We start from the raw sequence: 14254 nt of genomic DNA, 5'->3' as shown, positions 1-14254 counted from the left end.
CACCACGCCCACCCCCCGGTCCGGCGCGTGCCGCAACCGCTCCAGCGGCGTCTCCGCCAGGGGGAAGGGATCCGTCCGGAAGATGCCGTAGGTCAGCCCCTCCGGCTCGCGCACCAGGTACAGCGCCCACCAGCGCCCCTGGCCCAGCGGGGCGCACTGCTTGAGGGCCCGCTGGATGGTGGCGCGGTTTCGCGGCCCTGAACCGATGGGAATCGGGTCGTGCCCGCCCAGCAATTCCAGCATCGCGCCCAGGTCGTCGCCCAGGAAGGCGGTGGGGAACAGCAGCGCCCCCTCCTCGCGGTAGCGCGACAGCGTCACCAACAGTTCACTAAGTGCGTCCGCCGTCTGCGGACACGTCATGTCCGCCTCGTCGAGGAACACCCCGACGGACTCGGTCAGCAGGTGTCGGAACGACAGGATGAGAGGGGAACCCGCCTCCGGGCCCGGACCGGTCATGGCACCCCCGAGCATGACGCATCGGTGGCGACGTGGCACGGACGAACTCACCCCGGCGCTCGGAAGGTCGGGGGTTGTCCGGGAGCGACCGCCTACTCCGTCGCCGCCCGCGCCGCCTCCAGCGTGGCCGCGGTGCGCAGCCAGCCGTCGGCCTGGGCGTCAAGGTGGGACAGCAGATCCGCGAAGAAGCGCGTCTCCATCGCCTGCGCCAGCGTGGCCCCGTGGGAGTCCGCCCACCGGCGCGTCACCGTCGCGCGCACCTGGGCCCCCAGCAGGTCCACGAAGCGCTCCAGGAGCGGCGTGGACAAGAGCGTGCCCGCCCACACCACCGCGTCATGCCCCAGGCCGCCGGTGGCCACCGTCACCACCGCCGCCGCCCCGGACGGCACCGAGTACACCAGCGTGGTCAGCGTCTGGAGCATCTCCTCGCGCATGCCGCCCTGCAGCTCGCGGCCCACCAGCTCGCGACAGAAGTCATACAAGGTCACCCGGTCCGCCGCGTGAGCATGCAGCGCGCCCAACTCCAGCGGCGCATCCAAGCGGCCGAGCATCGCGGGCCCGAAGGCCTCCAGCAGCTTCTGCTTCGTCTCCGCGTCCCCGCGCCACGCGGCCACCTCCGGCGCGAACACATCCACCAGCCGCCGCAGTCCGTCCTTCAGCGAGTCGTCCACCGCCTGCGTGGGCAGCGCCTCGTGCGGGCGGGGCCCGGTGAAGGACTCGCGCACCTTGCGGCTCACGAACGTGAGCGCCGTGGCCAACCCCCGGAACGGCAGCCGCACCAGCCGGTGGAAGGTGCTGCGCGCATCCAACTCATCCCGGAACGCATCCACGAGCACGTCCGCGGGCACGGCCTTCAAGGCGGCCTGCGCGCCAATGCCCAGCAGGTCGTTCCGCAGCCGCTGCCGCAGTCGCTCCGGCTCCCGCGCCGCGCGCGTGGCGGCCCGCGCCACCGAGGCCAGCTCCGAGCGCGCATCCGACAGCGACGCCTCCAGCGCCCGCGCCTTCAGCTCCCGCGCATGCTCGGCCTGCCCCAGCAGCGCGGCCAGCGGGGGCCGTCCATCCAGCGCCTCCGTGGCGAGCGGCTTGAGCCCCGCCTCCACGTCCGGCTGGTGCGGCGCGAGATAGCGCGCGATGGGCGGGTGGCCCACGTCCTGGGCCAACTTGTCCAGGTGTCCCCGGGCCACGTCCTCGCGCGTGGCCTCGTTGTAGACGAGCAGGTACGGCCGCCCGTGGCCCACCGCCGCGCGCAGGAAGTCCACCAGCGCCGCGTTCTGGTACGTCTGCCGGCTCACCACGAACACCAGCACGTCCACCGTGACGAGCAGCGCTTCGGCCCGCTCGCGGTTGTCGCGGTACACGCTGTCGAAGTCCGGCGTGTCCATCACCAGCAGGCCTCGCGGCACCGCGTCCGCCAGCACGAGGTACAGCCGGCCCGCGGGCCCGGGCGCATCCACCGGCGCCACCGTGCCCTCCACCACCGGCACGATGTCGTAGCGCTGGGTCAGCACGTCCTTCAATTCGCCGGTCCACGTCTCCGGGTGCGCCGCGGCCAGACACTGCTTCGTCAGGCCCCCTTCGGGACGCGCCGGGGACAGGGACGCCTTCGCCAGCGCGTTGAAGAGCGTGGACTTCCCGACGTTGTTGGGCCCGGCGATGGCCACCAGCAAGAGCGGCATGTCGTCCGGGCCGGAGCCCAGCCGGGGCAGCAGGTCGCGGCGCAGGCGTTCGGCCAGACGGCGGGCCACGTCGGCGTCGCTTCCCTCGGGGAAGCGCTCGGAGGCAGGCAGGGCATCCAGGGCGGACGCGAGGGCGGTGCGCAGGGCTTGGGAGTGCTTCATGGGCATGGGCCGCGCAGAAGACAGCACGCGCACCCGGCGGTGCCCAGGAATGTGTGCATGCAGTGTCCAAAGGGGACACCCCCCGCGGGGGCGCGCTAGGGTGCGCCGCATGCGCTCCCTCCTCGTCTGCCTGCTCCTCTCGGGATCCATCGCCTGCACCGCCACGCACGCCAACGCGCCCGCGGCCGACACGCATGCGGAAGGCCCGCTGCCCTTCATCGCGGACGACTACGCCCGCGCGCTCGCCGAGGCGAAGGCGAAGGGCGTGCCCCTGTTCGTCGACACGTGGGCGCCCTGGTGCCACACCTGCCGCTCCATGCGCGCCTATGTCTTCACGGACAAGGCCCTGGCGAAGCACGCGGATCGCTTCGTGTGGCTGGAGCTCAACACCGACCTGACCGGGAACGCGCCGTTCCAGGAGAAGTACCCGGTGGAGTTCTGGCCCACCTTCTTCATCATCGACCCGCGCCAGGAGAAGGCCCTGCTGCGCTTCGCCGGCAGCGCCACGGTGCCCCAACTGGAGCGCCTCTTCGAGGACGGCGAGCTTGCCTACAAGGGCGGCGCCACCGGCGCGGACGCGCTGCTCGCCCGGGGCGATGCCCTCTACGGTGAGCGCAAGCCGGCGGAGGCCGCCGAGGCCCTGTCGCTCGCGCTCGCCGAGGCCCCCGCCGACTGGTCCCGCCGGGGCCGCGCGCTGGAGTCCCTGCTGATGGCTCAGTACGGCGCGAAGCAGCACGTGCCGTGCGCGCAGAAGGCGGTGGCGGAGCTGCCCAAGGTGCCGCGCTCGCTCCACCTGGCCAACGGTGTCCTCAACGGCCTCACCTGCGCGCTGGCCATCCCCGAGGGCACGCCCGAGGCCGCGGACCTGCGCCACGCGCTGGAGGCGAAGGCGCGCGAGGTGCTCGCTCCGCCCGCCATCGCGATGGAGGCGGATGACCGCTCCGGCCTCTACGAGGTGCTCGTGCAGGCGCGCACCAAGGCCAATGACACCGCCGGCGCGCAGGGCGTGGCCAGCGAGTGGATCACCTTCCTGGAGGGCGAGGCCGCGAAGGCGCCCAACCCGGAGGCGCGCACCGTGTTCGACTCGCACCGCATGCTCGCGGCGATGACGCTCAAGCAGCCCGAGCGCGCCATCCCCGCGCTGGAGCAGAGCGAGCGCGACCTGCCCCAGGACTACAACCCGCCCGCGCGGCTCGCGATGCTCTACAGCCTGACGGGACGGCTGGACGATGCGCTCGCCGCGAACGACCGGGCCCTGGCGCGCGTGCAGGGCGCCCGGCGGCTGTCCGTCCTCGGCGTCCGCGCGGACATCTACGTGGCGCGCAAGGACGACGCCGGGGTGAGGAAGACGCTGGAGGAGGCGATTGCGTTCGCGAAGACGCTGCCCGCGTCCCAGGTGTCGGCGAGCAGGGTGGATGCCCTGGAGAAGCGGCTCGCCGCCCTCAAGGCCGCGGCCTCGGCACCGTAGCGCCCGCGCACCTTCAGCGCCCGTCGAGCGGCACCGCGCGCTGGGCGTCCAGGTCGAACAGCTGGAAGTCCTCGGCCCGGCCCTCGCGCATGGCCCCGTCGGTGAAGACCATCACCGCCTCACCCGCCCCCGTCCTGGGGGGCGGTCCGTGCGCGTAGTCCACGCGCGTCCCGTCCGTCACCAGGTGGCGCAGCACGCCGTCGCGCACCGGGCCCGGGGACACCAGCTCCCGCACCCGCTTGTCGCGCGTGTGGCCCACCACCTGCGTCAGTCCCAGGGGCAGTCGCCGGGGGTCGAACCGCCGCCGGGGCGTCTCGCGCACGCGCTCCGCGTCCTCCGCCTGGAGGCTGGGCCGCTGGTAGAAGATGCCCAGCCCCTCGCCCGACGCCGCGTTGCCCGGATGGTGCAGCCCCGGCAGCACGAGCGGCCCGCCCGTCCACGCATCCACCGCCCGGTCCATCACGCCGTTGAGCGCGTCCGCCACCGCGCCCGCCTCCGACCAGCGCCCGGACTCGAGCCCCACCACGTCCAAATCCTCGCGGGTGACGCCCGCATGCAGCACCAGCAGCGAGTCCCCCGCCGCGTGCGCCACGCGGAACCGCCGCGCCCGCAGCAGGTGCTCCACCCACACGCGCTGCTCCTCGCGCCACGCGCTGAAGTCGCGCGCCGCCAGCTCCACGCTCGGCAGCGCGGGCCAGCGCGCGATGAAGTCCCGTTCGGCCGCCGCGTCGGTGTCGTCCCCCGCGTAGAGCCGGTCCGCCTCTTCCTGCGCTGCGCGGAAGGTCGCCTCCGTGAAGTCCGCCAGCTCCCCCACGCGCCCCAGGTCGTGGTTGCCCAGCAGCAGCACCGCCTGGTCCGCCGGATGGGACGCAAGCCACGCCACCAGCCGCAAGCCGCTCCGGGCCACGCGCTCGCGCTCGGAGGCCGGGCCCCAGTCGAAGTGGTCGCCCACGGACACCAGGCACACGTCCGGGCGCAATCCTCCATCCCCGCCCAGCAGCCCGTGCAGCGCGAGGATGGACAGCACCCGGTCGAAGTCCGCCTGCGGGTCCCCCATCACCACGTGCCGCGTGCGGTGGCGGCCCTCCGCGGGCGTGGCGTGCGGCCCCTTCGCCACGGCCGCGTCAGCGCGAGCCACCGCCTTCTCGAAGAGCGCGTCGTTCATCCCCCCATCCTAGTCACGCCCCGCACGGCGCCCATGGGTTCCGGGCCGGGGCGTCGCTTCAGGACTGGAAGAAGCGCGAGATGAGCGCGGAGCGGCTCTCCACCTGGGCCTTGTTCAGGAGGTGCGTGACGTGCACCTCCACCGTGCGCTCGGCGCAGCCCAGGTGCAGGGCGATGGCCTTGTTCGTCTCCCCCTGCACCACGTGCTCCAGCACCTGCGCCTCACGCGCGGTGAGCCCCCAGCGCTGCGTCAGCACCGGCAGGCGCGAGCCCGGGTCCAGGGGCGGGCCGGGGTCCAACACCAGGTAGTGGTCCGGCAGCCCCGCCGTGCGCAGCGGACCGGAGGAGAACAGGGGCCCCGTGCCCGGTGGGCTCCGGATGCAATCGCGCACCTGCGCCGTCACCCCCTGCGCGTCCTGCGCCAGCCGCGCCTGCCCTGCCTTGTTGGTGTGCATCACCCGGCCGCTGAACGTGACGACCCACGCGGGCCGCCCCAGCACCTCCAGCGCCGCTCCCAGCGCCGGGCCCAGCAGGCCCGCTTCCCGCAGCCGCCGGTCCAGCGCCATCCGCCGCTGGATGGCCGGCGTCAGCGCGTGCAGCAGGTGCTGCTCCCGCTCCGTGAAGGGCTCGGACCGGAAGGCCCCCACCCAGCCCAGCAGCATGTCGCCCTCGCACACGAGCACCCGGAGATGGGCCATGTGCTCCAATCCCAGACGCCGGTACAGGCTCATGGCGGGCACGGAGGAGAGCATGGTCCTCGCCTGGGTCCACTCCTCCGGTGTCAGCCCCAGCCGCTCCCACGGCGCCCCTGCTCCGTCCACGGGGTCGGGCAGCGCCTGGAGCCCCTCCGCGAGCTTGAGCGCGGTGAAGCGCAGCGGCCGGTTGCGCTGGAGCAGCGGCGGCCGCGCCGGGTCGAAGTAGCCGAAGCGGCTGCCCGCGGGAGGCAGGAAGGCGTCGAACAACTCCGTCAGCACCGGGGCCGGCTCCGGGAAGCCCACGCCGTGGACGAAGGAGGTGTGGTAGCGCTCGGGCCCTACATCCACGCCGTAGGCCGCCGTCCGCTCGGCGCGCAGGGCGTCTCGGAGCGCCGCAAGGACCAGGGGCAGCGTCTCGGGGCCGGGCTCCAGCACCGTCAGCAGGCCCTCCAGCTCCCGCAGCAGGCGTTGGTCCTCGGAAATCAAATCAATCACGATTTCCTTAGTATATCCGTTGGGGCCAATTGAAAGACTTGTGAGGTCGGAAGTGGAATCCGTCCTGCGTCCGCCTGTCCAGGTGGGAAGTCATTCCTTGAAGCCCGAGTCGTTTAGGACTCGCGTGATTTCCTCAATAGAAATGCTTTTCACCGGGAGGCACAGTGGCGCTCCGTGCCCTTCCGGGGGGGTGGGCCGACCTGGAGTCGAAGAATCCGTGTGTGCGCGCGCCGGGCGTCCCCCCAGGGATGTCCGGCGCGCTGCCCCTTTCTCCGACGCCCCCGCCCGTTACAGGTTCTTGTCCGACATCCCACGCGGCCGTGACGGACCGCGTTGGCGGATGACGGGGTGCGGCGATGATGGCCGCTTCCACCTGCCATGCCCTGGCGCCGGAGGCCCCACATGACGCGTGACCATGCCTATTACGCCCGGGCCCTGGAGGGACGGCGGCTGCCATTGGCCTTCGCGGACGTGGACCTGCTGGGGGAGAACGCGGCGGCGCTGGTGCGGCGCGCGGGAGGACTGCCGGTGCGCCTGGCCACGAAGTCGGTGCGCTGCGTGGCGCTGCTGCGGCGGGTGCTCGACGGGCATCCCGGCTTCCAGGGCCTCATGTGCTTCAGCGCCGACGAGGCCGTGCGGCTGCGCGAGCGCGGCTTTACGGACCTGCTCATGGGCTACCCCGTCGTGGATCCGGAAGCCCTGGCGGAGCTGTGCCGGCCGCCAGCGCCCGTGACGCTGATGGTGGACTGCGTGGAGCACGTGGCGCTCGCGGCCCATGCGGCGCGGCGTCAGGGCACGCGGGTGCCGCTGTGCCTGGACGTGGACCTGTCGGTGGACCTGCCGGGGCTGCGCTTCGGCGTCCACCGCTCGCCGGTGCGCACGCCCGGGGACGCGCTGGCGGTGGCGCGCGCCATCGCGGCGGAAGGCGACGTGTTCCTCGACGGCGTCATGGGCTACGAGGCGCAGCTCGCGGGTGTGCCGGACGCGGCGCCCCACGCGCGGGCGAAGAACCTGGCCATCCGCGCGCTCAAGCGGGCCTCCGTGGGGCCGGTGCACGCGCGCAGGCAGGCGGTGGTGGCGGCGCTGAAGGACGCGGGCTTCCCGGTGCGCTTCGTGAACGGCGGCGGCACCGGCAGCCTGGAGACCACGCGCGAGGACGCGAGCGTCACCGAGCTTGCCGCGGGCAGCGGCCTGTATTCCCCGGGCCTCTTCGACGGCTATCGCGGCTTCCACCACCTGCCCGCGGTGGCCTTCGCCATCCCCGTCACGCGCCGTCCCGGCCCGGGCCTGTTCACGTTGCACGGGGGCGGCTACGTGGCCTCCGGCGCGGCGGGCGCGGACAAGCTGCCCACGCCCTACCTGCCCGAAGGCGCGAAGCTCCTTCCGCTGGAGGGCGCGGGCGAGGTGCAGACGCCCATCGCCTACGCGGGCCCGGTGCCGCTGCCGCTGGGCGCGCCGGTCTTCTTCCGTCATGCGAAGGCGGGTGAGGTGTGCGAACACTTCCGCACGCTGCTGCTCGTCTCCGACGGACGCGTGGTGGACGAGGTTCCAACCTACCGGGGTGAGTGGGGATGACGGCGAAGACGAAGACGTGGCGCAACTGGTCCGGCGCGGTGGTGGCGCACCCGTCCGAGTTCCTCCAGCCCGACTCCGAGGACGCGCTGAAGGCCGCGCTCCGCGACGCCGGGGCCCGGGGCCGCACCGTGCGCGTGGTGGGCAGCGGCCACTCGTTCCCTCCGCTGTGCGCGACGGACGAGACGATGGTGTCGCTCGGCTCGCTCACCGGCGTCGAAGCGGTGGACGTCTCGAAGCGCATGGCCACGGTCCGCGCGGGCACGAACCTGCGCGAATTGGGGGCGCTGCTCGCGTCGCACGGCCTGGCGATGGAGAACCTGGGCGACATCAACAAGCAGTCGCTCGGCGGCGCGCTGGGCACGGGCACGCACGGCACGGGCGTGGGGCTGGGCATCCTCTCCACGCAGGCGACGGCGATGACGCTCGTCACCGCGAGCGGCGAGGAGGTGACGTGCGCGGAGGACGCTGCGCCGGAGCTGCTCCAGGCGGCGCGCGTGTCGCTGGGCGCGCTGGGCGTGGTGACGCGGGTGCGGCTGCGGCTGTTGCCCGCGTACCGGCTGCGGCTGACGCGCCGGAACCTGGGCCTGGAGGAGTGCCTCGCGGGGCTGGACGCAGCGCGCTCGAGCCACCGGCACTACGAGTTCTTCTGGTTCCCCCACTCGGACCGCGTGATGACGAAGGCGATGGACCTCACGGACGAAGCCCCGCACGGGGTGGGCGTGGGGCGCTGGCTCAATGAGTGGGTGATGGAGAACGCGGTCTTCGGCGCGGTGAGCCGCGCGTGCCGCATGAACCCGTCGTGGTGCGCGCCGGTGAGCCGGTTGTCGGCGAAGCTGGCCTCGGAAGGCGTGCTCGCGGGACAGAGCCACACGCTGTTCGCCACGCCGCGCCTCGTGCGCTTCCAGGAGATGGAGTACGGCGTGCCGGTGGAGCGGGGCCCGGACTGCGTGCGCGAGCTGGCGGAGTTCATCACGCGCGAGAAGCTGCCCGTGCACTTCCCGGTGGAGTACCGCTTCGTGCGCGGGGACGACGTGTTCCTCAGCCCGGCGCACGGCGGAGACCGCGCCTTCATCGCGGTGCACCAGTACCAGGGCATGCCCCTGGAGCCGTACTTCTCCGGCGCGGAGGCCATCTTCCGCAACCACGGAGGCCGGCCGCACTGGGGCAAGCTGCACACGCAGACGGCGGCGACGCTGAGACATCTGTATCCACGCTGGGATGACTTCCAGCGCGTGCGCGAGCAGCTGGACCCGGAAGGGCGCTTCCTCAATCCCTATCTGAGACGTCTCTTCCTGGAAGAGCGCTCGGCGGCTCACACCCGGAGCGAATCCGAAAACGCACGGCTTGCGTAGCGTCAGTCCTGACACCCCGGGGCGCGAAGGTCACGACGCACCCTGAAGCCTCTGTTTCACGCCCTGACGCGCGAAGACATCCGCCAGGTTGTCGAAAACGCACCCGTCGCGGCCCGGCATGCGATTGGCTAGGGGAAGCTGCTCGCAGGACGCGGTGGCGACCTTCGAGGGGGATGGATGCGGATGACGCGCTCGTGGAAACGCGTGGTGATGGCTTCGATGTTGATGCTCGCGGTGGGCTGTCGCACGCCCGTCGCGGGGCTGCGGGCCGCGGGTGCGTCGGACTCTGGCAACACCTCGGACTCGGGCAACTCCGGCGGTGGTGATTCGAGCAAGTCGGACTCCGGAAACTCCAGCGGCGGCGACTCGAGCAAGTCCGGCTCTGGCGAATCCAGTGGTGGCGACTCGAGCAAGTCGGGCTCCGGTGATTCCAGCGGGGGGGATTCGAGCCGCTCCGAATCCAGTGGCACGAGTGAAGAAGGAACGAGCCATTCGGAGTCCAGCGACACGAGTGATTCCACCGGCTCGGACTCGGGTGACTCCAGCGAATCGGGCACGGGCAGCGAGGAGGGGGACTCCAGCAGGTCGGAGTCCAACAGCTCCGGCTCCAGCGACAACAGCTCCGGCTCCAGTGATGACAGCTCCGGCTCCAGCGACAATGGGACGAGCAAGTCGAGCCAGGTGGATCCGGGCGAAGAGGCGAGCTCAGAGAGCGGGAGCAGCAATGGCAAGGACAACCGGCTCCTGTCGACCGCCGTGGTGGCGTTGACGGTGCTCGGCCTGGGTGTCGTCATCTGGCAGGTGTACGAGCACTCGGAGCGGGGCAAGCCGTACCACCACCCCTCGCCGCAGGAGGTGGGGTACGCGGCCCAGGTGTATCTGCGCGCCCGCACGCACCAGCTGCGCGAGGACCTGGCGCTGGGCGCGGGGCCGACGGTGGAGGACCTGGCGCAGGCGGCGCGCATCCGTCGTGAGAACCTGGATGTCTTTGGCCGGCTGCTGCGCGCGCACCGCAAGGAGCTGCTGGCGATGGCGGAGGTGAAGACCCTGACGCCCGAGCGCGCCCGCGCGTGGCTGGAGCGGGTGGGCGAGCTGGCGCGCACCGAGCCGCGACTCGAGGAGGACCGTCAGGCCTTCCTCCTGCGACAGGAAGGGGCGGCGACTCCGGCCGAGGCCACCCGTTGAGGCCCCGCGAAGCGCGAAGCACGAAGCTCCGCGTGCGGTGGGTCCTGCTCGCGCTCCTGTTGCTCCCCATGGCAGCCCGGGCTGGTGAGCCGGCACCCGCCGGGGTCCCGGAGATGCTGTCCAACGCGACTGCCCTGGCAGCCCGGGTGGCGGCGCTGGAGGGCACGGCGGGCATCGTCCTGCGCGACGCAGCGGCACGGGATGCCGCGCTGGTGGCGGACGTTGAGGCGGGGCTCGCGGCCCTGCCTCCCGCGATGCGCCGTCCGCCGGGAGGCCGGCTGGAGTTCGTGCTTCATCCGGAGGCCGCGCCGCTGGGCCTGGGTGACGGCTCGGAGGCGCACCCCGACTGGTCCGGGACCCGCGAGCAGTTCCACCTCTACCGCTACGTCCCCACCGAGGAGCGCCGGGCCGCGCTGCGCCTGTCACGCCTCACGGACGCGGAGACCGAACACCTGTGGCGCCGCCGGGCCGTGGTGCACGCGGTGATGCAGCGCTGGGACGACGCGCACGGCTGGAGTCGGCGCCCCCAGTGGCGTCGCCTGGACGGGTGGGTGCTCCCCTTCGAGCGGCCCTTGAACTGGAAGGAGACCGCGAGCATCACCTACGCGGGAGCCTTCAGCCGCGCGCGAGGTCAGGTCAGCGCGTCCCTGGACCTCGTCACCTTCGCGGAGGAGCTGTTCGTCCCCGCCGAGTCCCTGCGCGCGGACGCGCTGCCCGTGGATGATCAGGTGCGCTGTCAGGAGCTGTCCAAGGCGCGGGCCGTGTCGGAGTTCCTCGCGGAAGCGCGCCTGGGCGTCCTGCCCGCGCGCGGTGGGTGCCCCGCCTTCGACACCTGGGCGGAAGCGGACGCGCTCTCCCACCTGGAGGTCCTGATGGTCGCGGCCACGGGCCGGCAGCCCCAGTCCCTCTTCGGCCACCTGCTGCTGCGTCCGGTGTGGCGCGAGGGCGCGGTGGTGCAGGGCCCCGGCTTCGAGCGCGTGGTGCAGCTGGTGGCCCTCACGGGCATGGAGTCGAAGGGCCTGGGCTACCTGATGAAGGGCATGACGGGCGGCTACAGCACCGTCTTCCTCACCGGCACGCTGGGAGACGTGTCCCACGAGTCGCTGGAGCTGGAGCAGCGCACCATCCGCCGCTTCCGCTTGAACCTCACGCCCGGCGAATCCCAGCGCATGTTGGAGCGCATCTGGGAACTCGAGCGGCGCGGCTACCTGGGCTACTACTTCTTCACCGACAACTGCGCCGCCGCGCTCCTCTTCATGCTCAACGGGGCCCTGGAGGACGGCCGCCGTGTGAAGGCCCCCGGCACGTTGTGGGTGCTGCCCACCGCCACGCTGGACACGTTGGCGAAGACCCAGGTGGTGGACGCGAACGGGCGCGCGGTGTCGCTCCTGGAGCACATCCCGGATGCCTTCGAGTCCACGGGGGAGCGGGCCCGGCGTGCGCTCGCGGAGCAGGAGCGGCTCATCGCGAGGCTCGCGGCGCTGCTGCCCGCCAGCGCGCTCGTGCCCCTGCGCGGCGTGCACCGCCAGCTCCAAGCCGCCGAACCCACGGTGCGCCGCCAGGGCTACGAACACCTGACGCACGCGGTGACGACGGCGCTGGACTCCGCCCGGCCCCTGTCCCGCGGGGAGGCACGGGACGCGCTGCACGCCTGGGTGGCGCACGCGGTGCGGGTGGAGCGCGCGGCGGTGGATCAAGCCGAAGGGGAGACGCTGGCCATCGAACGGGAGCGCCTGGTCTCGCTCGACCTCCAGGGCGAAGGCGCGGCCTCCAACGGCGCGGCGGACCGGCAGCGCCTCTTCGAGCGCGAGGACGTCCTGCAGCGGAAGCTCGCGGTGCTGGACCGCACGGCGCTGCTCCAGCAGGCGCTGGAGTCGGCCGTCAAGCGCCCGCCCACGCCCGACGAACTCAAGGCCCTGGTGCGCGCCGAGCAGACCGAGGCCGCCTTCGCCGCCGCCACCGAAGCGCAGGGCACGCTCAACGACGGACCGCTGGCGGAGGTGGATCCGCGGGCCTTCCTCGCCAGCGACCACCAGCGCAAGACGGTAGCGGAGGCCGCCTGGGCCCGGGGCGCCCAACGCGACTCGGGCGCGGCCCGCACGGTGGTGAGCGGCGGCGTGGACTTCCCGGCCAGGGGCTCCGCGAGGCCGGTGGTGAGCCTGCGCACCGCCGCGATGGGGGAGGCGCTGGGCGACGAGCGACTGCACGGCTTCCAGTCCAGCAGCGAGCTGCGCGTACTGGATGGGGAACTGTCGGTGGAGCCGCGCTGGGGCGTGCCGCGCATCCTCGGCTCCAGCCTGACGCTGGTGGGCTACCGCACGCTGCTCCCGGAGCTGCCCCAGCAGCAGCGCTCCCTCTCGGATTCACTGGGCTGGGGCGCGGAGGCGAAGATGTCCACCGACCCCGACCGCGCGTTGCCCTACCGGGCCCTGCTGCGCGCGGAGGCGCTGGGCGTGGTGGCGGCATCGGAGCGCTTCGACACCTTCCTCGCGGTGGGGCTCGGCGCGCAGGCCACGATGACCTGGAGCCAATGGCAGACAGCGCCCGCCGTGGGCCCCCGCCTGTCATTGGCCCACCGCACGGGCCTGCCCGGACCGGGCGGCAGCGCGCTGCGGTTGGAGGCCGCGTACGCGCCCGCGTGGCGCGCGGGCACGGTGTCAGGCTTCACGGACGAGGCGGACGCGACGCTCCAGGTGGAGTGGTACCTGGGACGCGTCGCGCAGTGGAGCGTGCTGCTCACTCCCCGCGCCCAGGTCCATTGGGAAGGTCCCCTCGGGGCGTGGGCCGGTCTGCGGCTTGGCTCCGCGACTCTTCCGGAGGGACTCGCGCAGCGTCGCCTTGCCCTGGGAGTGGAGGTTCGGTGACGCGGGGGGCGAAGGCGAGGCGTGAATCACCGCTGAAGAGGGGCCGGCTGGCGGCGCCTGAGAGCGCGCCCAGGAACAGGCCGATGACGTGCAGCACCGTCCAGCCCGTGAAGCCCAGGCCGTAGAACACGCGGAGGCCGCCCACGCTGAAGACGTTGAACAACACGTAGAGCGCGCCAGGCACCACCACGGAGGCGATGAGCGCGGCGCCCAGCGCGCGGCGGACCCTGCCCGCGTGGAAGCCGCCGAACGCGCCCGCCAGCAGCCCGTTGAACAGCGGCATGAAGAAGGTGACGGAGCTGATGAGCACCATCGTCACCACGCTCACGTCGAACCGGTTGTGCTTCCAGGTGATGTGGCTCTCCTGCACCCGGGTGCCCGGCGGATCCATCTCGTACTGGATCTCTTCGGTCGGACGGGGGGGCAGGCGGTGGGAAGGGGTTCGCGGTTCGGAGACGTCTGTCTTGGTCTCATCCATGGGGGTGGGCCTCCGTGCGGGCAGGAAGAGGAGGGTGCCCGGACATGCATGGGAGATGGTGCCGGTAGCGGACGGTTGGAAGGGCTGACGGCCCCACCGGACCCCGAGTGGGAGGGCGCACGCCGGGCCTGTCTGCCGGAATTTCCCGCCACCCGGCGTGGGGGCGCGGACCGTACGCCCAGGCCGTCACGCATCGGAGACTTGGCGTCTGGTCGCTGGCGGCTATGCTGCCGCGCCTCCTCCGTACCGCTTCCCAGCCTGGATGGACCCCATGAGCCTTCGCCGCAAGCTGCTGACCGTCGCCCTTCTCTCCACCGCGCTGCTGTCGGCGTGCACGCTGCGCCCGCGCTACAAGGACCTGGTGCAGACGGGCGGCACCGCGCAGCTCAAGGAGGACCAGCTCGTGGTCCTGCGCGTGATGGACGCCCAGACGGGCCAGCCGGTGAAGGGCGCCAAGGTGTCCAGCGGCGAGTCCCGCAACCGCCTCAACACCGTGAGCGACGAGAACGGCCAGGTGTCCCTCAAGGTCAACCAGGCCCTGCTGACCGAGAACCCGCTCGTGGAGGTCGTGCTCCCCAAGGGCGTGCACGGCTACAAGCTCCAGCTCGTGCCCTCGGGTGAGGCCCCCGCCCCCGAAGGCTGGCTCTTATACACATCTGACGCTGCCGACGACTAGTCGAGTGT

At 72.5% G+C, this 14254-nt stretch carries 10 protein-coding genes and 1 pseudogene; 6 read left to right on the top strand and 5 right to left on the bottom strand.

Translation table 11 applies throughout. The features are described from left to right. Together D7X12_RS30085 and D7X12_RS30080 are read right to left on the bottom strand one after the other, a co-directional pair. A pseudogene (locus tag D7X12_RS30085) lies at nucleotides 1-456 on the bottom strand (hypothetical protein); the annotation flags it as partial. 92 nt (nucleotides 457-548) lie between these two features. Next, nucleotides 549-2294 (bottom strand): GTPase, encoded by a 1746-nt coding sequence (locus D7X12_RS30080; protein ID WP_120628696.1) that lies wholly within the window; start codon nucleotides 2292-2294, stop codon nucleotides 549-551. A 109-nt stretch (nucleotides 2295-2403) separates the two neighbouring features. Between D7X12_RS30080 and D7X12_RS30075 the strand changes: the two genes are divergently transcribed. After that, nucleotides 2404-3762, top strand: coding sequence for a thioredoxin family protein (locus D7X12_RS30075; protein WP_120628693.1), 1359 nt, complete (start codon nucleotides 2404-2406; stop codon nucleotides 3760-3762). A 13-nt stretch (nucleotides 3763-3775) separates the two neighbouring features. On the opposite strand, the gene D7X12_RS30070 is transcribed toward D7X12_RS30075, so the two are convergent. Next, nucleotides 3776-4927, bottom strand: a complete 1152-nt coding sequence (locus D7X12_RS30070) for a metallophosphoesterase (protein WP_120628692.1) — start codon at nucleotides 4925-4927, stop codon at nucleotides 3776-3778. A 58-nt stretch (nucleotides 4928-4985) separates the two neighbouring features. After that, nucleotides 4986-6116: a helix-turn-helix transcriptional regulator gene (locus tag D7X12_RS30065; protein ID WP_120628691.1), complete on the bottom strand. Its 1131-nt coding sequence runs from the start codon at nucleotides 6114-6116 to the stop codon at nucleotides 4986-4988. A 402-nt stretch (nucleotides 6117-6518) separates the two neighbouring features. Here D7X12_RS30065 and D7X12_RS30060 point away from each other — a divergent pair, with 402 nt between their 5' ends. After that, nucleotides 6519-7691 carry an alanine racemase gene (locus tag D7X12_RS30060; protein ID WP_120628690.1) on the top strand — a complete coding sequence of 391 codons (1173 nt, stop codon included), beginning with the start codon at nucleotides 6519-6521 and terminating at the stop codon, nucleotides 7689-7691. Next, nucleotides 7688-9043, top strand: a complete 1356-nt coding sequence (locus D7X12_RS30055; RefSeq protein WP_120628689.1) for a D-arabinono-1,4-lactone oxidase — start codon at nucleotides 7688-7690, stop codon at nucleotides 9041-9043. Before D7X12_RS30060 ends, D7X12_RS30055 begins: the two co-directional genes overlap by 4 nt. Nucleotides 9044-9171: 128 nt before the next feature. Here the strand turns inward: D7X12_RS30055 and D7X12_RS30050 are convergent, their stop codons facing one another. After that, the gene (locus tag D7X12_RS30050) at nucleotides 9172-9714 is read right to left on the bottom strand and encodes a hypothetical protein (RefSeq protein WP_147443846.1); all 543 of its coding nucleotides are present in this window, start codon (nucleotides 9712-9714) and stop codon (nucleotides 9172-9174) included. Between the two features lie 10 nt (nucleotides 9715-9724). Here D7X12_RS30050 and D7X12_RS30045 point away from each other — a divergent pair, with 10 nt between their 5' ends. The 3 genes from D7X12_RS30045 (at nucleotide 9725) to D7X12_RS45640 (ending at nucleotide 14246) form a co-directional block, all read left to right on the top strand. After that, the gene (locus tag D7X12_RS30045; protein ID WP_244224861.1) at nucleotides 9725-10228 is read left to right on the top strand and encodes a hypothetical protein; all 504 of its coding nucleotides are present in this window, start codon (nucleotides 9725-9727) and stop codon (nucleotides 10226-10228) included. Between the two features lie 32 nt (nucleotides 10229-10260). Further along, nucleotides 10261-13092 (top strand): Lnb N-terminal periplasmic domain-containing protein, encoded by a 2832-nt coding sequence (locus D7X12_RS30040; protein ID WP_244224860.1) that lies wholly within the window; start codon nucleotides 10261-10263, stop codon nucleotides 13090-13092. Nucleotides 13093-13841: 749 nt separating this feature from the next. Continuing rightward, nucleotides 13842-14246: a hypothetical protein gene (locus D7X12_RS45640; RefSeq protein WP_120628687.1), complete on the top strand. Its 405-nt coding sequence runs from the start codon at nucleotides 13842-13844 to the stop codon at nucleotides 14244-14246. Nucleotides 14247-14254: the final 8 nt, after the last annotated feature.

The sequence above is a fragment of the Corallococcus sicarius genome, from assembly GCF_003611735.1.
GTDB classification, from domain to species: domain Bacteria; phylum Myxococcota; class Myxococcia; order Myxococcales; family Myxococcaceae; genus Corallococcus; species Corallococcus sicarius.
Note: the sequence above shows the minus strand (reverse complement) of the source record. Positions and strands in the feature narration are given on the sequence as shown.